Consider the following 19303-nt stretch of genomic DNA (forward strand, 5'->3'; position numbering starts at 1 on the left):
TTTAGCGACACATACTATGCAACCTCAAGCGGCACACGCAGGCGCTATCCTGACGGTCGACCTCGGCGCCCTGCGCAGCAACTATCGCCTGCTGCGCAAGCAAGCCGGATCGGCACTATGCGGCGCGGCCGTCAAGGCCGACGCCTACGGCCTGGGCGCAGCACGGGTCGGACCGGCGCTGGCGGCGGAAGGCTGCCGCCACTTTTTTGTCGCCCATCTCGACGAGGGCATTGCGCTGCGGCCGCATTTGCCGGCCACCGCACAGATATTCGTATTACACGGGCCGCCGCCCGGCGCAGAGCAGGAATTCATCAGCCACGGCCTGCTGCCGGTGCTCAACAGCCTGCAGCAGATCCAGGGCTGGCACGCGCTGGCGCAAATGCTGCAGCGGCCATTGCCGGCCATCGTCCAGGTCGACAGCGGCATGTCGCGCATGGGATTGCCGGCGGCCGAAGCCGAAGCCTGGCTGGCCGATCCGCGTTACCTGCAAACCATCCCGCCGCTGTTCCTGATGAGCCACCTGGCTTGCGCCGAACACCAGGACCATCCGATGAACGCCAGCCAGCTGGCGCGCTTCAATACATTGCGCCAGCGCTTGCTGCAAGTGCCGGCCAGCCTGGCCAACTCTTCCGGGATTTTCCTCGGCAGCGACTACCAGTTCGACCTGGTTCGTCCGGGCGCAGCCTTGTACGGCATCGCGCCGGTGGCCGGCGCCGCCAATCCGCTGCAGCCGGTGGCCGCCCTGCACGGCCGCATCCTGCAAACCCGTAGCATCGAACGCGGCGACCATGTCGGCTACGGCATCAGCTACAGCGCCACCGAACAACGGCAGATCGCCACCGTCGGCGTCGGTTACGCCGACGGCTGGCTGCGCGGCATGAGCAACCGCGGCCTGGTGTTCATCGACGGCCGGGCGGTGCCTATGGTCGGCACCGTCTCCATGGATTCGATCACCATCGATGTCACCGGCATCGCCGCCGAGCGGCTGCAGGCCGGCGCCCTGGTCGAACTGATCGGCCCGCACCGTCCGGTCGACGACGTCGCGCGGCTGGCCGGCACCATCGGCTACGAAATCCTGACCGGCCTCGGCCACCGCTATCACCGCGAATACATCGGCGGATTGTAGGGTGGGCACCTGTGCCCACGCGGAGTGCCTTGGCAAATAATCGAGGGCCATTCCGCGTGGGCAGAAATCTGCCCACCTACGTTTCCCTCTCATGGCGGCAACGTCGTAGAATCAAGTACTCCTGCAACTCTCCTTTCCACCGCCATGACTAAAACAGCGTTATCCGCACAGCTCGCCAGCTGGATCGACGAACACTTTGACGAAGAAGTCGGATTCCTGCAAACCATCGTCCGCATTCCCACCGACACTCCGCCCGGCAACAATGCACCGCACGCCGATGCCGTGGCCGAGCTGGTCACCGCCTGGGGTTGGCAAGCCGAGAAACATCCCGTGCCGGCAGCCGTCGTCAGGGACTACGGCATGGAAAGCATCACCAACCTGATCATCCGCCGCCAGTATGCCGGCGCCGGCCCGGTGCTGGCGCTGAACGCCCATGGCGACGTGGTGCCGCCGGGCGAAGGCTGGACCAAGCAGCCGTACGGTGGAGAAATCGAAAACGGCCGCATCTACGGCCGCGCCACCACGGTGTCGAAAGGCGATTTTGCTACCTACATTTTTGCCGTGCGCGCGCTGGAAGCGCTCGGCGTGCCGCTCAAGGGCGCGCTGGAACTGCACTTCACCTACGACGAAGAATTCGGCGGCTTGCTGGGGCCGGCCTGGCTGCTGGAAAAGCAGCTGACCAAACCCGACCTGGTGATCGGCCCCGGCTTCAGCTACAACGTCGTCATCGCGCATAACGCCTGCCTGCAATTCGAGGTGACGGTGCACGGCAAGGCGACCCACGGTTCGATGCCAGAAACCGGCCACGATGCGTTGCAGGCCGCGACCAAGGTTTTGCAGGCGATCTACGCCAAGCTGCCCGACTTGAAAAAAATCAGCTCGGCAATTCCCGGCATCACCCATCCGACCATGATCGTCGGCCGCATCGACGGCGGCACCAACACCAATGTGGTGCCGGGCAAAGTGGTGCTGAAGATGGATCGCCGCATGATTCCGGAAGAAGATCCGGTGGCGGTCGAAGCCGAGGTACGGGCCATGATCGCCGCGGCGGTCGCCGACCTGCCCGGCATCCGCGTCGACATCAAACGCCTGTTGCTGGCGCGCGCCCTACGCCCCTTGCCTGGCCATGAAAAACTGCTGGCCAGCGTGCAAAAGAATGCGCAGGCCGTGTTAGGCGAAGCGATCCCGGCCAACGGTTCGGCGCTCTACACCGATGCCCGCCTGTACGGCGAACATGGCATTCCTGTTGTGCTGTACGGCGCCGGTCCGCGCACCCTGATGGAATCGAACGCCAAACAGGCCGATGAGAATCTTGCGCTGGACGATCTGCGCAAGGCCACCAAAGTGGTGGCGCTGACTTTGCTCGATTTCCTCGCACAGTAAACCACGGTTGCCGGGCGGCCCCGGGCGCCTCCCGGCAGACATCCCGATGTTGGTGTAACATTAGCCGTCGCTTTAGCGCACAGATCATGTTTGTGCCGTTTTTTCTGCCTTCGTGCAGTTCCTGCCTGCGCCTCTACCCGCTGTACATATTTAACCCAGCGCCAGCAACTGGCGCTACTCCAAGCATCCCATGACAAACACACCTGCAACTTCAGCCTCGGAGAAACTGCTCCCGGGCTGGCTTCTTTTACTTGGCGCGCTGACCGCCATCGGCTCGCTGTCGATCGACATGTACCTGCCGAGCTTTCCGACCATCGCGCAGCAGTTCGGGGTCGGCAGCAACCTGGTGCAGCTGACCCTGGCCAGCTTCCTGGTCGGGCTGGCGGTCGGCCAGATGTTTTACGGGCCGCTGAGCGACCGTTTCGGCCGCAAGCCGCCGCTGTATGTCGGCATGACGCTGTACCTGCTGGGTTCGCTGGCCTGCATGGTGTCGCAAGACGTGGTTGCGCTGATACTGTTCCGTTTCCTGCAAGGCCTGGGCGGCTGCGCCGGCATGGTCATCGCGCGCGCCGTGATCCGCGACCGGCTCGGCACCACCGGCGCCGCCAGGGCGTTTTCGCTGATGATGCTGGTGATGGGCCTGGCGCCTATCCTGGCGCCGCTGATCGGCGGCAGCGTGCTCAAGTTCTGGGGCTGGCGCGTCATTTTCGGCGGCCTCGCCGCCTTCGGCCTGTTTTGCCTGCTGGCGATCCACTACACCATGCAGGAAACGCTGGACCGCCACAAGGCCGAGCCGCTGCACCTGGGCCGCACCCTGAAACAATACGGCCGGCTGCTGCTGGACCGCCAGTTCGTCGCCTACAGCCTGGTCGGCGGCCTGATCCAGGGCGGCATGTTCGCCTATATCACCGGTTCTTCTTTCGTGCTGATCGAGCTGCACGGCATCAAGCCCGAGCACTTCGGCTTCGTGTTCGGCACCAATGCCTTCGGCCTGATCGCCGCCTCGCAGATCAATGCCCGGCTGGTCGGCAGATATTCACTTGACACCATCCTCGGCCGCGCCCTCTGGCTGCCGGCGCTGCTGAGCCTGTTCATCGCGCTGCTGGTGGCTTGCGGCGTGAACAACCTGCCTATCCTGCTGGTCGGCTTCTTCGGCTATCTTGCCTGCTACGGTTTCATCAGTCCGAATGCATCGGCGATCGCCTTGTCGCAGCAAGGCAAGCAGGCCGGCACCGCGTCGGCGCTGATGGGCACCCTGCAGTTCACGCTCGGCATCACCTCCGGCGTCGGCATGAGCTTGTGGCATGACGGCACCGCCTTGCCGCTGATGGTGGTGATGGCGACCTGCGGCGTCGGCGGCTTGCTGCTGCATCGTTTCGTGGCGCGCCCTGAACATCGGCGCCAGCTGCAGACGGCAGCGCATTCATGATCCCGCAAACAGCAGGCGCACTGGTGTCCTGGAGCGGCGGCAAGGATTCCTGCCTGGCGCTGTGGCGCGCGCGCCAGAGCGGCGTGCGGATCGAGCGCCTGGTTACCGCGCTGGATGAAAACGGCCAGCGCGCCCGTTCGCACGGCGTGCCGCCGGCCCTGCTGCAAGCGCAGGCGGATGCGCTCGGCTTGCCGCTGGTTTTTTACAGTGCCAGCTGGCAGCAGTATGAAGAAAAATTCATCGCCGCCTTGCGCGATGCCCATGGCGCCGGCATGCGCCACGCCGTATTCGGCGATATCGATCTGCAGGCGCATCGCGACTGGGAAGAAAAAGTCTGCGCCCAGGCCGGGTTGCAGGCCAGCCTGCCCTTGTGGAACCAGCCGCGGCGCCGGCTGGTGGATGAATTCCTGGCGCTCGGTTTCAAGGCGCTGGTGGTATGCGTCAATGGCAGGCACTTGCCGCAGGATTTTTGCGGGCGCGAATTCGATACCGCCTTTCTCGCCGACCTGCCGCCAGAAGTGGATGCCTGTGGCGAAAACGGCGAATTCCATACCTTTGTCTATGACGGCCCGGCGTTTGCCCACCCGGTTCCGTTTCGCCGCGACCGCATCAGTCCCTATCATTCGCCGCCCGAACTGGGCTCGACCACTTACTACTTTCAAGAATTGCTGGCGGCCTGAACCGCCGGCCATATGCACGTCCTGAGCGTCAGGCGCGCCGCTTATGCGTAAAATGCTGGATGTTGTTTAAATGCGCCCGAAACAAGTAGCAGAAACATAACTGAAGACCGGCGCCGTTCCCCCACTTTTTTACAGACCCACACCATGCAAGCAGGAATGTTCTATGCGATCGCCTCCTACATCCTGTGGGGCTTGTTCCCGATTTACTTCAAGGCGCTGGAAGCCGAAATTCCGCCGGTCGACATCGTCATGCACCGCATGCTGTGGTCGTTCCTGTTCCTGGTGATCGTGCTGACCGTGCGCAAGCAGTGGGCCTGGGTCGGGCCGGTGCTGCGCCAGCCGCGCGTCATCGGCGGTTTCATCGCCAGCGCGCTGCTGCTGACCGCCAACTGGACTACCTATATCTGGGCCGTCAACAACAACCACATCGTCGAAGCCAGCCTCGGCTACTTCATCAATCCGATGGTCAGCGTCGCGCTCGGATTCATCTTCCTGCGCGAACGGCCGCGCCTGCTGCAGTGGCTGGCGATCGCGCTGGCCGCCGCCGCCGTGCTGTGGCTGACCTGGCAAGCCGGCCACCCGCCCTGGATTGCGCTGACCCTGGCCGTGACTTTCGGCAGCTACGGCCTGCTGCGCAAGACCGCCAGCCTCGGCGCCCTGCCCGGCCTGGCGCTGGAAACGGCGCTGGTGCTGCCGCTGGCGCTGGCTTACCTGGCGTATACTACGGTGCAGGACCACAATACCTTCGTCAGCGCCTCGACGTCCACCAAGTGGCTGCTGGTCGCCGCCGGCCCGATCACCTCGATTCCGCTGCTGATGTTCGCCGCCGGCGCCCGCCGCATCCCGCTGTCGCTGGTCGGCGTGCTGCAGTACATCACGCCGTCGCTGCAGCTGCTGCTGGGCGTCTGGCTGTATGGCGAGGAACTGGACGGCGCCAGGCTGACGGGTTTTGTCGTGATCTGGGTGGCTTTGGCCCTGTATTCGGTCGAAGGCCTGTGGCGCACATTTGCAGCGCGCCCCGGCGCTTCGACTTAAGAACGCACATCGGTTATTCTTGGCAGTCCAGATAGCTCTTTACTGCTTGTCTATTCACTTAAACATCATTGCTCCTCATGGCCCAATACGTCTACACAATGAACAAGGTCGGCAAGATCGTGCCGCCCAAACGCCAGATCCTGAAAGATATCTCGCTATCGTTTTTCCCCGGCGCCAAAATCGGCGTGCTGGGCCTGAACGGTTCCGGCAAATCGACCCTGCTGAAAATCATGGCCGGCATCGACAAGGATATCCAGGGCGAAGCGGTGCCCATGCCGGGCCTGAACATCGGCTACCTGCCGCAGGAACCGCAGCTCGATCCTGAGCAAACGGTGCGACAGGCGGTCGAAGGAGGCCTGGGCGAAGCGTTTGAAGCGCAAGCCAAGCTCGATGCGGTATACGCCGCCTATGCCGAAGAAGGCGCCGATTTCGATGCGCTGGCGGCGGAACAGGCGCGGCTGGAAGACATCCTGGCCACCGCCGGCGACGGCAACCTTGATTTGCAATTGGAAATGGCGGCCGACGCCTTGCGCCTGCCGCCCTGGGACGCCAAGATCGGCGTGCTGTCCGGCGGCGAGAAGCGGCGCGTGGCGCTGTGCCGCCTGCTGCTGTCGAAACCCGACATGCTGCTGCTGGACGAACCGACCAACCATCTGGACGCCGAATCGGTCGACTGGCTGGAGCAGTTCCTGCAGCGCTTCCCCGGCACCGTGGTCGGCATCACCCATGACCGCTACTTCCTCGACAACGCCGCCGAATGGATCCTGGAGCTGGACCGCGGCCACGGCATCCCGTGGAAGGGCAACTACAGCTCGTGGCTGGAACAAAAGGGCAACCGCCTGAAGCAGGAAGAAGCCACCGAATCGTCACGCCAGAAAACCATCGCCAAGGAACTGGAATGGGTGCGGCAGAATCCGAAAGGCCGCCAGGCCAAGAGCAAGGCCCGCCTGGCGCGCTTCAATGAACTGAGCGAACACGAATACCAGAAGCGCAACGAGACCCAGGAAATCTTTATCCCGGTCGCCGAGCGCCTGGGCAATGAAGTGATCGAATTCAAGAACGTTTCGAAGTCGTTCGGTGACCGCATGCTGATCGACAATCTCAGCTTCCGCATCCCGGCCGGCGCCATCGTTGGCATCATCGGCCCTAACGGCGCCGGTAAATCGACCCTGTTCAAGATGATCACCGGCAAGGAACAGCCGGACAGCGGCGAAGTGGTGCTCGGCGCCACGGCGCGGGTATCGATCGTCGACCAGTCGCGCGATTCGCTGTCGGACCAGAAGACCGTGTTCGAAGACGTCTCGGGCGGCGCCGACATCCTCACCGTCGGCCGTTTTGAAATGCCGTCGCGCGCCTACCTGGGCCGTTTCAACTTCAAGGGCGGCGACCAGCAGAAGATCGTCGGTAACCTGTCCGGCGGCGAACGCGGCCGCCTGCACCTGGCCAAGACCCTGCTGCAAGGCGGCAACGTGCTGCTGCTGGATGAACCGTCCAACGATCTCGACGTCGAAACCCTGCGCGCGCTGGAAGACGCCTTGCTGGAGTTCGCTGGCAGCGTGATGGTGATCAGCCATGACCGCTGGTTCCTGGACCGCATCGCCACGCATATCCTGGCGTTCGAAGGCGAATCGCAGGTGTCGTTCTTCGACGGCAACTACCAGGAATATGAAGCCGACAAGCGCAAGCGCCTGGGCGAAGAAGGCGCCAAGCCGAAGCGGATCCGCTACAAGCCGGTGACGCGCTGATTGATTTAATGTGACCAGAAGAAAGGAGGCGGCAGCGCCTCCTTTCTTCTCGCTGCGAGCGGCTTACGCCATTGCCTCGACCATTTTCTTGATCTTCACCGCCTTTTCAAAATGATCCAGCTGATGCGTCATGATCCACCACTGCGCAGCTTCCATCAGCAGCGGCGGGTTGTCATTCTTGTTCGCAAAGAACGCATAAAACGATAACCCTACATCGGGGCCCTTGTCCTTGATTTTCCTGTCGCAAACGTCAATTATCTTTTCTTTCAGGCTTGCCCTCATTGCACTTCCTTCGTCAGGCAAGGGAAATTAAATGTGCGACCAGGCCAGCACGCCCAGCACCACGCTGACCGCTCCCGCACTGTAGGCCATCTTTTTCAGCCACTCCTTGCGTGTCAGCAAAGTAATCGCCGCCAGCGAAATCGCAATCTGGATCGCCGTCATCGCCTGCGCCCAGCGGTGATGCTGGTGCAGCGCCAGCTCTGATTTTTCATCCCATTCCCTGGCCTCGGTTTCGAGCGCTTCCGCCTTTTTCTGCACCGCTTCCTTTTCACTCTTGTAGCGCGCTGCTTCTGCGCTGTAGTGGGCGGCGTCGACGCCGGGAATATGGGTCGCCAGCTCGGCCAGGTTCTGGCGGCTGGACTTGGCCTGGTAATAATTCCACTGGTTGGCCGCCTCGGTCTTCTTGATGGCGGCGTCGTTCTTGTTCATCGCGGCGGCGCTCTCGGTGGAACCGGCCTGGTAGCTGAACAAGGCGCCGACGGTCGCCATGATTGCTGTCATCACCGCGATCTTGCCGGCGAAATTGTCGCCGCTGCCATGGGCATGTTCAGTGACATGCTCGATATGATGTTCGTGCGGGCTGGGGACTTCGAATTCTTCGGACATGGCGTTTGATCCCTGAAAAAATTGTTTAGCGATTGTATCCGGCGGCGGCCCGGTTGCCGATGCCGCAGACGTAAAAAAGCCGGCTGAATCAGACAGGATGATTCAGCCGGCTTTTTTTCCTGCCAAGGCGACAAGTATCGCCTCGGCTCACAGCCTGTGATCAGTAGGTATAGAACATGCGCTGGATTTCTTTGGTGTTGCTGGTCTTGGTCAGCGCCAGCATCAGCAGGATGCGCGCTTTTTGCGCATTCAGCGTATCGGCCACCACAAAGTCCAGTTCGTCGTCATTGGCTTCGCCGTTGCGCGCCACGATGCCCTGGCCGACACGGCTGGCGCGGACAATGATCACGCCTTTCTTGCGCGCTTCAACCAGCGGCGTCTTCATCTGCGCGGCAATGCTGCCGTCGCCGACGCCGGCCTGGATGATGCCCTTGGCGCCGGAAGCGACCTGGGCGTCGAGCGCGGCGCGGGTCATGTTGGCGTAGCCGTAGATGATGTCAACCTGCGGCAGCACGTCCAGCTTGCTGACGTCGAATTCGGTGTCGACCGTATTCTTGCGGGTCGACTGGCGGTAGAAATAGGCCTTGTTGCCCTGGATGTAGCCCAGCATGCCGAGTTCGGTCGACTTGAAGGTGTCGGTGGTCGAGGTGTTGGTCTTGGTTACTTCGCGCGCAGCGTTGATCTGGTCGTTGAGCGACACCAGCACGCCCTTGCCGATGGCGTCCTTGCTGCCGGCCAGCAGTACCGCGTTGTACAGGTTGATCGGGCCGTCGGCCGAGATCGCGGTCGAAGGACGCATGGCGCCGACCACCACTACCGGCTTGCGGCTCTTGACGGTCAGGTCAAGGAAGTAGGCGGTTTCTTCGATGGTGTCAGTGCCGTGGGTGATGACGATGCCGTCCACGTCCGACTGCGCCAGCAAGGCATTGACGCGCTTGGCCAGCTTCAGCCAGTGGTCGTTGGTCATGCTTTCGCTGGCGATCTGGAATACTTGCTCGCCTTTGACATTGGCGACTTTCTTCAGCTCAGGAACCGCTGCGATCAGTTTTTCCACACCCACCGTAGCCGAGGTATACCCCACTGTAGTGGTGCTGTCGGCGCCGGTGCCGGCAATCGTGCCGCCGGTGGCGAGGATCATGACGTTAGGCAGCTTGGCATGGCTGTCCTGCGCATGCGCCGCGGAAGCCGACAGCAACAAGGCGCCGAACATCATCAGCGCATAGGAATTGAAACTGCGGTTGAGGGCACGCAGTGAAAGTTTGCGGGTAGACATAAATCTCCTGATCTATTGATAGTTGTGGACCGCTGGCTGAGCTGGAAAGCGGTCACGCGGCAATTCAACGTTCTGCAACGCGTTGCCGCGCCGCGGAACTGTAGCTAAAGTCGGCAATGCGATCTAATGCAATTTATGCATAGGTTTATGCATAATTATTATATGCCTTCGATCCAGCCAACAGTGCTCGTCCAATCGTTTGTCTTGCCAAAAACCTATTAGCAAGCAATGAGCAAGAACCAGGCCCGTCAGGCGGCGAGCTTGGCTTCCGCTTCGCGCGTGATATGCAGCTCGCGCATCGGGAACGGGATCGAGCAGTCCACCGCCGCCAGCGTGGCTTGCACTTTTTGCGCAATCGACCAGCGCACGTCCCAGTATTGGGAAGTCGTGGTCCAAGCCCGCAGGTTGAGCATGACCGCGCTGTCGGCATGGTCGGTGACGACCACGAACGGCGCCGGCGTCGCCAGGATGCGCTCGTCCGCCAGCAGCAGTTCCTTCAGGGCCTGGATCGCGACCGTCGGATTATCCTTGTAGCTGATGCCGATCGGCATGTCGATGCGGCGCGTATTGTTGCGGCTGAAGTTGGTCAGCGCGCTGTTCCACAACTGGTTGTTGGGCGCGAACAGGCAGATGCCGTCAGCCTTGGTCAGCTTGGTGGCAAACAGGCCGATTTCATCGACGGTGCCTTCGATGCTGCCGTTGGAGATGTATTCGCCGACCTGGAACGGCCGCAGCAACAGCAGCATCATTCCGGCCGCGATGTTTTGCAAAGTCCCTTGCAAAGCCAGGCCGATCGCCAAGCTGGCGGCGCCCAGGACGGCGACGATGCTGGCGGTCTGCACGCCGAACTGGCCGAGCACCGCGACCAGCGTCACCAGGCGCACCAGCCATAGCAGCACGCTGCGCAGCACCGGGCGCAAGGTGGCGTCCAGGCTGGCGCGGATCATGACCCGGTCGAGCGCATTGGCGAAACGCGACGACAGCCACCAGCCGACCGCCAGCGTGAAGATTGCCAGCACCGCATTGAGGCCGTAGTGCAAGGACGATTCGAGCAGGAAATTCCAGATCGAAGAGAGTTGGTTGACGGCTAATATGTTCAAGGGCAGCTCCTGTTGCTTGTATGAAATAACACGGACTAGTGGACGACAACAGCCGATTCGGTCCGCGTATCGAGCCCTCTATGTTACCAGTTGCTCCCGGCACAACCCGCGAATCCCAGCCAGACCGCGCCGGGTTTGCTACCATATGGCTGATTCGCCAACCCGCGCAGCCGTAGCCTTTACCTTCTTTAGCGACACAATGAGCAAATTCTGGAGTCCCATCGTCAGCCGCCTGACGCCTTACACCCCCGGCGAACAACCGAAGCTGAGCAAGCTGGTCAAGCTCAACACCAATGAAAACCCGTACGGCCCGTCGCCGCTGGCGCTGGAAGCCATGCGCAGCGAACTGGGCGACAACCTGCGGCTGTATCCGAACCCGGACGCCGAGCCGCTCAAGCTGGCGCTGGCCGAACAGAACGCCGCGCACGGCATCACGCCGGCCCATGTATTCGTCGGCAACGGTTCCGACGAGGTGCTGGCGCACGCCTTCCAGGCCTTGCTGCAGCATGAGCAGGCGATCCTGTTCCCGGACATCAGCTACAGTTTTTACCCGACTTACTGCGGCCTGTACCAGGTCGCCTACCGGACCGTGCCGCTGGCCGCGGACTTTACGCTGCGGGTCGACGACTACCTGGACACTGCCGCCGGCGGCATCATCTTCCCCAACCCGAACGCCCCTACCGGCTGCCTGCTGCCGCTGGCCGAAGTCGAACGGCTGGTGGCCGGCCAGCCTGACTGCGTGGTGATCGTGGATGAAGCCTATGTCGACTTCGGCGGCGACAGCGCGATCCCGCTGGTGGCGCGCTACCCCAACCTGCTGGTGGTGCAGACTTTGTCCAAGTCGCGTTCACTGGCCGGCTTGCGGGTAGGTTTTGCGATCGGCCAGCCGGACCTGATCACGGCGCTGGAGCGGGTCAAGAACAGTTTCAACTCCTATCCGCTGGACCGCATGGCGATCGTCGGCGCTACCGCGGCGATCAAAGACCAGGCCCATTTCGACCGGACCCGGCAGGCCGTCATGGCCAGTCGCGAGCACCTGGTCGGCGGCCTGGCGGCGCTCGGTTTCGACGTCCTGCCGTCGGCCGCGAACTTCGTGTTTGCCCGCCATCCGCGCCACGACGGCGCCAAGCTGGCGGCCCGCCTGCGCACCGACGGCATCATCGTGCGCCATTTCAGCAGCGCCCGCATCGCCCAGTTCCTGCGCATCACCGTCGGCACTGACGACGCCTGCCAGGCTTTGCTGGACGCCTTGCAGATGCACCTGAAAGACATGCCTGCCGACTTCTGACCGTCGCCGTGGGTGGCGCTGCGCCACCCATCGCCATTTCGCCGTTTCCACCGGTTTTCAACTCCTTCTGCAATGTCCAACCCAATAGCGCCGCTCGCCGTCAATACCCGCATGCACCGGGCGGCCTTGCCGCTGCTGTTCCTGTTGCTGGGCGTGATCTATGCCAGCTGGGTCTCGCGCATCCCGGCGCTGCGCGACCACCTGCAGCTCGATCCGGCCAGCCTCAGCCTGTTCCTGCTGGGCGGCGGCATCGGCGCGGTCAGCTCTTTCCCGCTGGCGGCATGGCTGATAGGCCATTACGGCGCGCGCCGCGCCTGCTGGTACGCCGGCCTGGCGCTGCTGCTCGCCATCCCTTGCCTGGCGCTGGCACCGTCGCTGCCATTGCTGATGCTGGCGATGCTGTACCTGGGCGTCTGCTCCAGCAGCTTCAATGTGGCGATCAATGCGCTCGGCGCCGAAGCGGAAAAGATCGCGGGGCGCTCGATCATGTCGCAGCTGCATGCCTGGTTTTGCGTCGGCACGCTGTCCGGCGCCTTGCTCGGCAGCGCCATCGCCGGCATGGAGATCAGACCGCTGCTGCATTTCGGCCTGGTCGCCCTGTGCGCGCTGATTCCGCTGCGCCTGTGCTACCGCGCCTTGCCGAATGACCGGCCGCAATACATCGCCGGCAAAAAACACTTCGCGCTGCCGCACGGCCCGCTGATCGCGCTCGGCGTAGTCGCCTTCGGCGGCGCCATCGTCGAAGGTTCGGTGGCCGACTGGAGCGGCGTCTACATGAAAGACCGCCTGTTCGCCAGCGACGGCGTGGCGCCGCTGGCGTTTGCCTTGTTTGCCGGCATGATGCTGCTGACGCGCATGGTCGGCGACAAGCTGAAGGAAGCCTTCGGCGCGCGCCGCGTGGTTGCCGGCGGCGCCTTGATCGCGGGCCTCGGCATGCTGATCGCCCTGGTCGCCAGCCAGATTCCTTTGGCTATCGCCGGCTTCGCGCTGACCGGGGTCGGCGTCGCCACCATCTTCCCTTTCATCTTCAGCGCCGCCGGCCGCCACGGCCCGACCGCGCTGGCCGGCGTCACCACCATGGGCTACACCGGCGGCCTGATCGGTCCGCCCATCATCGGTTTCCTGGCGCACGGCTTCGGCCTGCCCGCGGCATTGTCGCTGGTCGGCCTGTTGTGCCTCGCGGTAGCGCTGGCCGCCGGCCGCGCCAGGTGGCTCGAATGATGTCACTACGTTAAAATAGTTGCTCGCGCAGGTGTGCCGACCAGCGCCAACCCACGCACATGGAGTCCACATGACGCTTGCCTCGTTTCCCCGTTCCCTGATCCGCTGCCTGGCGCTAGGCGCATCCGCCGGCCTCGCCCTGGCTGCCTGCGCCAGCACTCAGTCCACAGCCAGCAGCGATGCAGCGCTGGCGGCATCGCGCTGGGAGCTGACCAGCTGGACCGGACATACCGTGCCGCATGGCGACAACGGCGAGCCGGTGATCCTCAACTTCAGCCAGGAGAACGGCAAGGGCCGGGTCAGCGGCCGCGCCGGCTGCAACCAGTTTTCAGCGCCCTACTCGGTGCGCGGACCGGGCCAGCTGACGATCGTCGAAGCAGTGACCACGCGCATGGCTTGCCCTGAACCGGCGATGCAGTTCGAAGCCGATTTCCTCGACAAGCTGCAAGCCGTCGATCAATACAAGATCGCCGGCCAGCAGCTGGAAATGAAGACGCTGGACGGCCAGACCCTGAGTTTCCATGCGCGCGAAAAACCGGGCGCCGCGGCAAAAATCAAGTTCGTCTATGTGGCTTCGCAAAAAGTGCCGTGCAGCGCCGGTGTGATGCGCACCACTTGCCTGCAGATCCGCGAACGCAAGGAAGACCCATGGCAGCTCTGGTACGGCAACATCCAGGGTTTCAATTTTGAACCTGGCATCGCCTATCGCCTGCGCATCCTGGAAGAACAGGTGGCCAATCCGCCGGCCGACGCCAGCTCCATCAAATGGACGCTCGACATGGTGGTGGAACAGGAAGTGGTCAAGAAATAATGACGCAATCGACGCCGCACGAGCAGAGTTTGCCGCAGCCGCAGTTATCGTTATTACTGTTGCCCGGCTTCATGCTGGACCAGACCCTGTGGGACGACATGCGCGACGGCCTGGCGCAGCTGGGCCAGCTGCATTTCGGCGATCTCGGCCAGGACGATTCGATCAGTGCGATGGCGGCACGCGTGCTGCAAAACGCGCCGCCGCGTTTTGTCCTGGTCGGCTTTTCGATGGGTGGTTATGTAGCGCAGGCGATCATGCAGCAAGCGCCCGAACGGGTGATCGCGCTGGCCTTGCTGAATACCTCGGCGCGCCAGCAGGATCCGCGCGAAATCGCCGGCAACAAGGTGCAGCTGGAACTCGCCCGGCAAGTGCCGTTCAAGGGACTGACCAGCCGCGCGCTGGCGTCGTCGCTGCATCCGGACCATGCGCATGACAAGGTGCTGCTGGAGCGCCTGCAAGCGATGGCCCTGCGCAACGGCAAGGAAGTGTTCATCCGCCAGCTGTCGGCGCTGCGCAGCGACGGTTACAGCGAGCTGCAGAACATCCGCTGCCCGACATTGGTGGTGGCCGCTAGCCACGACCAGCTCAGCAGCCTGGCAGAAGCGCAGCAGATGGCGGCGCAGATTCCCGGCGCCGCCATGGTGCTGATCGAAGACTGCGGCCACATGACGCCGCTGGAAAAGCCGGCGCAGCTGCTGCAGATCCTGTCCGGCTGGCTGACGCCGATAGCACCGTCAATGTAAGGCGATTACAATGCCAGGCGCTTGCGGGCTGCCTGGTATTCGGTCTGCAGGCGATCGACCATCTGCGCCACGCTGGGCACGTCGTCCATCAGGCCGACGCCCTGGCCGGCGCCCCAGATATCGCGCCAGGCCTTGGCGCCGGTGCCCCCCGAACCGAAATTCATCTTCGATTTATCGGCTTCCGGCAGGTTGTCCGGATCGAGGCCGGCATTGACGATGGATTTCTTCAGGTAGTTGCCGTGCACGCCGGTGAACAGGTTGGTGTACACCACATCGGCCGCGCTCGATTCCACGATCGCCTGGCGATAAGCATCGTCGACATGGGCTTCCTTGGTCGCCAGCCAGCGCGAACCGATGTAGGCAAAGTCGGCCCCCATGGCCTGCGCCGCCAGGATCGCGTCGCCGGTGGCGATGGCGCCCGACAAGGCGATCGTTCCCTTGAAAAATTTACGCACTTCCCCCACCAGCGCAAACGGCGACAACGGTCCGGCATGGCCGCCGGCGCCCGCCGCCACCAGGATCAGACCGTCGACGCCAGCTTCCAGCGCCTTTTGCGCGTGGCGGATCGAGATCACGTCATGCAGCACGATGCCGCCGTAACCGTGGATCGCATCCATCATTTCCGGCGGCGGCGCGCGCAGGCTGGAGATGATGATAGGCACCTTGTGCTTGACGCAGACCGCAACGTCGTGCGCCAAGCGGTCGTTCGATTGGTGGACGATCTGGTTGACTGCGATCGGCCCCACTTTGGCATTCGGGTGTTCCGCCTGGTAGGCAGCCAGCTCGGCTTGCAGGTCAGTCAGCCAGACATCCAACAGCTCCGCCGGCCGCGCGTTCAGGGCCGGGAACGAACCAACGATGCCAGCCTTGCATTGCGCGGCCACCAAGGCCGGGCCGCTGGCGATGAACATCGGCGAACCGATGACGGGAAGGCTCAGGTTTTGCAACGCAGCTGGCAGTGCCATAACGACCTCAGGTAGTGGATATCAAGAGTTTTGATTATAGGGAGAAAACGCCAATAAAAAGTACGATCGTGCTAGATTTTGTCCTCTAAAACCCGGTGCTAGTCTTGGCTGCTCATTACTTGTCCATGCCGATTTAATGTCGGTTGCACAAGAAACCGTCGCGTATTTCAGCCGCCCCGGCGCGCACCAGCTGCGCCACCGTCCATGCGCTCAGGTCGGCCTCGCTGAGCTGCAGGTGGCGCTGGTTGGCGACCGCCACCAGCGGCAGGCCGGTCAATATCTGCTGCACTTCGGTCAATTTGATGCGTTGCCGTTCCAGCAGCAGGAATTTCAGCAGCACCTTGATGGCGTTCTGCGCGTTGCGCCGCGGATCGGCGGCGAGGTAGTCAAGGCGCGAGAACGCCGTATCGAGCGCTGCGGCGACGCCGCTGAACGGGCCGCCATGGCCGGGAATCACCAGCCGCACATCCAGGCTGGCAATCAGTTCCAGCGTCGCCCGCTCTTCGGCAAAACCCGATGCGCCGTCCAGCTCCGGAAAAATCACGCCGAAGCCGTTTTCCCACAAGGCGTCGGCGGAAATCAGGATGCCCTGCTCCTGGCAGTAAAAAATCAGGGAATGCGGATCGTGGCCGGCCGCCGCCAGCACTTCCCACTCCAGGTCGCCCAGCGTCAGCAGGTCGCCGGCTTGCAGGGTGGCGTCGAAACCGAAAGGTTCGCATTGCTGGCCGGTGCCGCTGTAGCTGAGCGCATCCCTGTCCCATGCGCGCACCTGTTCGGCTTGCGCCGCCGGAATCGCGGTATGGCAGCCATATGCCTGCTGCAAGGCAGCGTTGCCGCCGCAATGGTCGGAATGCAGGTGGGTGTTCAGCAAACGGTCCAGCGGCCGCCCCTGCAAGCCATGCGCCACCAGCGCCACGGTTTGCGCCGCATGGCTCAGGTAGCCGCTGTCGACCAGCGCCGTCTGCTCGCGGCCCAGGAACAGGATATTGTTGGAGGACAGCCAGCCGCGCTCCAGCACGCGCATGGTCGACGGCAATTGCAGGGCCGTCATGCCAGCTCCCGGCGTAACGCGATCTGTTGCCAGATGCTGCGCTTCTGCTCATCGCTGGCGCAGCTCCATGCGGCAATTTCATCCAGCGTGCGCAGGCAGCCGTCGCACAGGCCGCTGGCCGTGTTCATCACGCACACATTGATGCAGGGCGACGCGCTGTAATCCTGGCCGGGGCCGTCGTTGGCGCTGGCGGCCGGCTTGATTTGCTTGTTTTCCACGTTGTCTCGAAATATTCTGTTGTTCTTTCCCTTAATCCTATAATACGCGACACCACTGCTCTCCATGGCGACCACCCGCATGCTCAATATTCTACTGGCTGAAGACGAAAGCGCGATTGCCGACACGGTGATCTATGCGCTCGGCAGCGAAGGCTTCCAGGTGCAGCACTGCCTGCTCGGCAGCGCCGCCCTGCAACAGGCGCGCAGCGGGCAATTCGACCTGGCGGTGCTGGACGTCGGCCTGCCGGACATGAGCGGTTTCGACGTCTGCCGCGAGCTGCGCAAGTTTTCTTCGCTGCCGGTGATTTTCCTGACCGCGCGCGGCAGCGAGATCGACCGCCTGATCGGCCTCGAAATCGGCGCCGACGACTACATGGTAAAACCTTTCTCGCCACGCGAACTGGCGGCTCGCATCCGGGTCGTGCTGCGGCGCCTGAACCAAACGCCGGCTGCCGATGCGAGCGCATCGCCACCAACCGTACTGGGTGAATTCGAGCTGGACCAGGCCGGCATGCGCATCCGCTATGCCGGCCAGGTTCTGCTGCTGACGCGCTACGAATACCTGCTGCTGAACATGCTGCTGAGCCGGCCGGGCGGCATCTTCACCCGCCACCAGCTGATGGATTCGATCTGGCATGACGCTCCGGACAGCACCGACCGCACCGTCGACACTCACGTCAAGACCTTGCGCATCAAGCTGAAAGCCGTTGCACCGGCCGCCGATCCGATCCACACCCATCGCGGCCTCGGTTATTCGATCGAACTGGCGCCGAACGGCAAGCAGGCGCCGACGTGAAACTCGGCATCCGCATCCTGCTCGGTTATTTCCTGATCGTCGGCCTGGCCGGCGTGTTTATCCAGCGCGTATTCCTGGCGGAAGTGAAACCGGCGGTGCGGCAGGCGATGGAAGATACGCTGGTCGACACCGCCAATATCCTGGCCGAGCTAGCGGCCGACGACATGAAACAGAATCGTATCGCCGACGGCAATTTCGCCAGCCGGGTGCGCGAATACGCCCATCGCGACATCAATGCAAAAATCTGGAGCTTCCGCAAGACCACGCTGGATTACCGCATCTACGTCACCGATTTGAAAGGCATCGTGCAGTTCGACTCGACCGGGCGCGCAGTCGGCCAGGACTACTCGCGCCGCAACGACGTCTACCTGACCCTGCAAGGCAATTACGGCGTGCGCTCGACGCGCGACGTCGACAGCGACGAGCGCAGCACCGTCATGCACGTCGCCGCCCCCATCATCGACAGCGGCAAGATGATAGGCGTGCTGACCGTCGCCAAACCGAACAACACCTTGCAGCCAGCGATCTCCCAAAGCGAAAGGACCATCCTGCGCTGGGGCGCCTTGTTGCTGGTGCTGTCGCTGGCGGTCGGACTGGCGGTCACCCTGTGGATCAGCCGCTCGCTGGGCGCACTGCAGCGCTACGCCCGCGCCGTCACCGCCGGCGAACGGGCGCAGCCGCCCACCAAGGGCGCCAGCGAAATCGTCGAACTAGGGCGGGCGCTGGAGTCGATGCGGCAGAGGCTGGAAGGCAAACAATACGTCGAACACTATATCCATAGCCTGACGCATGAAATGAAAAGCCCGCTGGCAGCGATCCGCGGCGCGGCCGAGCTGCTGGATGAAGACCTGCCGGCAGCCGAACAGCGCCGTTTTGCCCACAACATCCGCGGCCAGTCGCAGCGGCTGTCGGAGCTGATCGAAAAGATGCTGGCGCTGGCGGCGATCGAACACCGGCAGGCGCTGGAAAACATCGTCGCCATCGATCTCGGGCAATTGCTGGCGGAAGTCATTGCACTGCTGGAGCCGCGCCTGCAGCAGGCTAAAGTGACGGTGCAGGTCGCCAATGCGCCTGAGCTTCCGCAAATCCGCGGCGAGGTATTCCTGCTGCGCCAGGCCTTGCTCAACCTGCTTGAGAACGCCATCGACTTTTCGCCGGCCGGCGGTGCGATCACGATACAAGCCGATAGCAGCGTCGCCGGCGTCGTCACGCTCGCAGTCGCCGATAACGGTCCCGGCATCCCGGACTATGCGCTAGGGCGCGTATTCGAACGCTTTTATTCGCTGCCGCGTCCTGCCAGCAATGAGAAAAGCACCGGCCTCGGACTGTGTTTCGTGCAGCAGGTGGCGCAACTCCATCACGGCCAGATTATCTTGCACAACCGCGGCGCCGGCGGCGCCGAAGCGCGGCTGACGCTGCCGCTTGAGCCGACCTAGGGCAACTTCACATTCGCTTCACAGTCCCCTCCTATTGACGCCGCATAGCCGCCGTCATCGATTCACATACTCTTCTTACACTGGAATTTACCGTGACGCCCTGTCACTTTGCCCA

General features: G+C 62.9%; 19 protein-coding genes. 12 read left to right on the top strand and 7 right to left on the bottom strand.

The window, feature by feature from the left end; all coding sequences use genetic code 11:
- Positions 1-16: 16 nt before the first annotated feature.
- The 6 genes from alr to ettA all read left to right on the top strand — a co-directional run bounded on the left by alr (position 17) and on the right by ettA (position 7398).
- The gene (gene alr, locus CFU_RS21995; protein WP_014008200.1) at positions 17-1126 is read left to right on the top strand and encodes an alanine racemase; all 1110 of its coding nucleotides are present in this window, start codon (positions 17-19) and stop codon (positions 1124-1126) included.
- Between the two features lie 144 nt (positions 1127-1270).
- Positions 1271-2509, top strand: coding sequence for an ArgE/DapE family deacylase (locus tag CFU_RS22000; RefSeq protein ID WP_041742693.1), 1239 nt, complete (start codon positions 1271-1273; stop codon positions 2507-2509).
- A gap of 190 nt (positions 2510-2699) precedes the next feature.
- Entirely contained in the window at positions 2700-3938 is a 1239-nt protein-coding gene (locus CFU_RS22005; protein WP_014008202.1) for a Bcr/CflA family multidrug efflux MFS transporter, read from the top strand.
- Positions 3935-4618: a diphthine--ammonia ligase gene (locus tag CFU_RS22010; protein WP_014008203.1), complete on the top strand. Its 684-nt coding sequence runs from the start codon at positions 3935-3937 to the stop codon at positions 4616-4618. Before CFU_RS22005 ends, CFU_RS22010 begins: the two co-directional genes overlap by 4 nt.
- A 144-nt stretch (positions 4619-4762) precedes the next feature.
- On the top strand, positions 4763-5653 hold the full coding sequence (rarD, locus tag CFU_RS22015; protein WP_014008204.1) for an EamA family transporter RarD: 891 nt from the start codon (positions 4763-4765) through the stop codon (positions 5651-5653).
- A gap of 77 nt (positions 5654-5730) precedes the next feature.
- Positions 5731-7398: an energy-dependent translational throttle protein EttA gene (gene ettA, locus CFU_RS22020; RefSeq protein ID WP_041742695.1), complete on the top strand. Its 1668-nt coding sequence runs from the start codon at positions 5731-5733 to the stop codon at positions 7396-7398.
- Between the two features lie 63 nt (positions 7399-7461).
- Here the strand turns inward: ettA and CFU_RS22025 are convergent, their stop codons facing one another.
- From CFU_RS22025 to CFU_RS22040, 4 genes are all read right to left on the bottom strand, one after another.
- Positions 7462-7680, bottom strand: coding sequence for a DUF6500 family protein (locus CFU_RS22025; RefSeq protein ID WP_041742697.1), 219 nt, complete (start codon positions 7678-7680; stop codon positions 7462-7464).
- Between the two features lie 27 nt (positions 7681-7707).
- A complete protein-coding gene (locus CFU_RS22030; RefSeq protein WP_014008207.1) occupies positions 7708-8286 on the bottom strand; it encodes a DUF4337 domain-containing protein in 579 nt (192 codons plus the stop codon).
- A 160-nt stretch (positions 8287-8446) separates the two neighbouring features.
- Positions 8447-9499, bottom strand: a complete 1053-nt coding sequence (locus tag CFU_RS22035) for a type II asparaginase (protein ID WP_041743783.1) — start codon at positions 9497-9499, stop codon at positions 8447-8449.
- A 308-nt stretch (positions 9500-9807) separates the two neighbouring features.
- Positions 9808-10659 carry a mechanosensitive ion channel family protein gene (locus CFU_RS22040; RefSeq protein WP_014008209.1) on the bottom strand — a complete coding sequence of 284 codons (852 nt, stop codon included), beginning with the start codon at positions 10657-10659 and terminating at the stop codon, positions 9808-9810.
- Positions 10660-10858: 199 nt separating this feature from the next.
- Here CFU_RS22040 and hisC point away from each other — a divergent pair, with 199 nt between their 5' ends.
- The 4 genes from hisC to CFU_RS22060 all read left to right on the top strand — a co-directional run bounded on the left by hisC (position 10859) and on the right by CFU_RS22060 (position 14722).
- On the top strand, positions 10859-11947 hold the full coding sequence (hisC, locus tag CFU_RS22045; protein WP_041742700.1) for a histidinol-phosphate transaminase: 1089 nt from the start codon (positions 10859-10861) through the stop codon (positions 11945-11947).
- Between the two features lie 72 nt (positions 11948-12019).
- Positions 12020-13168 carry an MFS transporter gene (locus tag CFU_RS22050; RefSeq protein ID WP_041742701.1) on the top strand — a complete coding sequence of 383 codons (1149 nt, stop codon included), beginning with the start codon at positions 12020-12022 and terminating at the stop codon, positions 13166-13168.
- Positions 13169-13238: 70 nt separating this feature from the next.
- Positions 13239-13979, top strand: a complete 741-nt coding sequence (locus CFU_RS22055; RefSeq protein ID WP_041742704.1) for an META and DUF4377 domain-containing protein — start codon at positions 13239-13241, stop codon at positions 13977-13979.
- Positions 13979-14722, top strand: coding sequence for an alpha/beta fold hydrolase (locus CFU_RS22060; protein ID WP_041742705.1), 744 nt, complete (start codon positions 13979-13981; stop codon positions 14720-14722). Before CFU_RS22055 ends, CFU_RS22060 begins: the two co-directional genes overlap by 1 nt.
- Before the next feature lie 5 nt (positions 14723-14727).
- On the opposite strand, the gene CFU_RS22065 is transcribed toward CFU_RS22060, so the two are convergent.
- The 3 genes from CFU_RS22065 to CFU_RS22075 form a co-directional block, all read right to left on the bottom strand.
- Positions 14728-15687, bottom strand: coding sequence for an NAD(P)H-dependent flavin oxidoreductase (locus tag CFU_RS22065; RefSeq protein ID WP_014008214.1), 960 nt, complete (start codon positions 15685-15687; stop codon positions 14728-14730).
- Positions 15688-15820: 133 nt separating this feature from the next.
- Positions 15821-16738, bottom strand: coding sequence for an MBL fold metallo-hydrolase (locus CFU_RS22070; RefSeq protein WP_014008215.1), 918 nt, complete (start codon positions 16736-16738; stop codon positions 15821-15823).
- Entirely contained in the window at positions 16735-16956 is a 222-nt protein-coding gene (locus tag CFU_RS22075) for a DUF1289 domain-containing protein (protein WP_337999060.1), read from the bottom strand. The genes CFU_RS22070 and CFU_RS22075 overlap by 4 nt, the downstream gene beginning before the upstream one ends.
- A gap of 79 nt (positions 16957-17035) precedes the next feature.
- Between CFU_RS22075 and creB the strand changes: the two genes are divergently transcribed.
- On the top strand, positions 17036-17752 hold the full coding sequence (gene creB, locus CFU_RS22080) for a two-component system response regulator CreB (RefSeq protein WP_050808684.1): 717 nt from the start codon (positions 17036-17038) through the stop codon (positions 17750-17752).
- A complete protein-coding gene (gene creC, locus CFU_RS22085) occupies positions 17749-19188 on the top strand; it encodes a two-component system sensor histidine kinase CreC (RefSeq protein WP_014008218.1) in 1440 nt (479 codons plus the stop codon). The genes creB and creC overlap by 4 nt, the downstream gene beginning before the upstream one ends.
- Positions 19189-19303 lie beyond the last annotated feature (115 nt).

It is taken from the genome of Collimonas fungivorans Ter331 (assembly GCF_000221045.1).
Classification (GTDB): domain Bacteria; phylum Pseudomonadota; class Gammaproteobacteria; order Burkholderiales; family Burkholderiaceae_D; genus Collimonas; species Collimonas fungivorans_A.

Coding starts and splice junctions, on each gene's coding strand:
- alr (WP_014008200.1), top strand. CDS start 17: ATGCAACCTCAAGCGGCACACGCAGGCGCTATCCTGACGGTCGACCTC.
- CFU_RS22000 (WP_041742693.1), top strand. CDS start 1,271: ATGACTAAAACAGCGTTATCCGCACAGCTCGCCAGCTGGATCGACGAA.
- CFU_RS22005 (WP_014008202.1), top strand. CDS start 2,700: ATGACAAACACACCTGCAACTTCAGCCTCGGAGAAACTGCTCCCGGGC.
- CFU_RS22010 (WP_014008203.1), top strand. CDS start 3,935: ATGATCCCGCAAACAGCAGGCGCACTGGTGTCCTGGAGCGGCGGCAAG.
- rarD (WP_014008204.1), top strand. CDS start 4,763: ATGCAAGCAGGAATGTTCTATGCGATCGCCTCCTACATCCTGTGGGGC.
- ettA (WP_041742695.1), top strand. CDS start 5,731: ATGGCCCAATACGTCTACACAATGAACAAGGTCGGCAAGATCGTGCCG.
- CFU_RS22025 (WP_041742697.1), bottom strand. CDS start 7,680: ATGAGGGCAAGCCTGAAAGAAAAGATAATTGACGTTTGCGACAGGAAA.
- CFU_RS22030 (WP_014008207.1), bottom strand. CDS start 8,286: ATGTCCGAAGAATTCGAAGTCCCCAGCCCGCACGAACATCATATCGAG.
- CFU_RS22035 (WP_041743783.1), bottom strand. CDS start 9,499: ATGATGTTCGGCGCCTTGTTGCTGTCGGCTTCCGCGGCGCATGCGCAG.
- hisC (WP_041742700.1), top strand. CDS start 10,859: ATGAGCAAATTCTGGAGTCCCATCGTCAGCCGCCTGACGCCTTACACC.
- CFU_RS22050 (WP_041742701.1), top strand. CDS start 12,020: ATGTCCAACCCAATAGCGCCGCTCGCCGTCAATACCCGCATGCACCGG.
- CFU_RS22055 (WP_041742704.1), top strand. CDS start 13,239: ATGACGCTTGCCTCGTTTCCCCGTTCCCTGATCCGCTGCCTGGCGCTA.
- CFU_RS22060 (WP_041742705.1), top strand. CDS start 13,979: ATGACGCAATCGACGCCGCACGAGCAGAGTTTGCCGCAGCCGCAGTTA.
- CFU_RS22065 (WP_014008214.1), bottom strand. CDS start 15,687: ATGGCACTGCCAGCTGCGTTGCAAAACCTGAGCCTTCCCGTCATCGGT.
- CFU_RS22070 (WP_014008215.1), bottom strand. CDS start 16,738: ATGACGGCCCTGCAATTGCCGTCGACCATGCGCGTGCTGGAGCGCGGC.
- creB (WP_050808684.1), top strand. CDS start 17,036: ATGCTCAATATTCTACTGGCTGAAGACGAAAGCGCGATTGCCGACACG.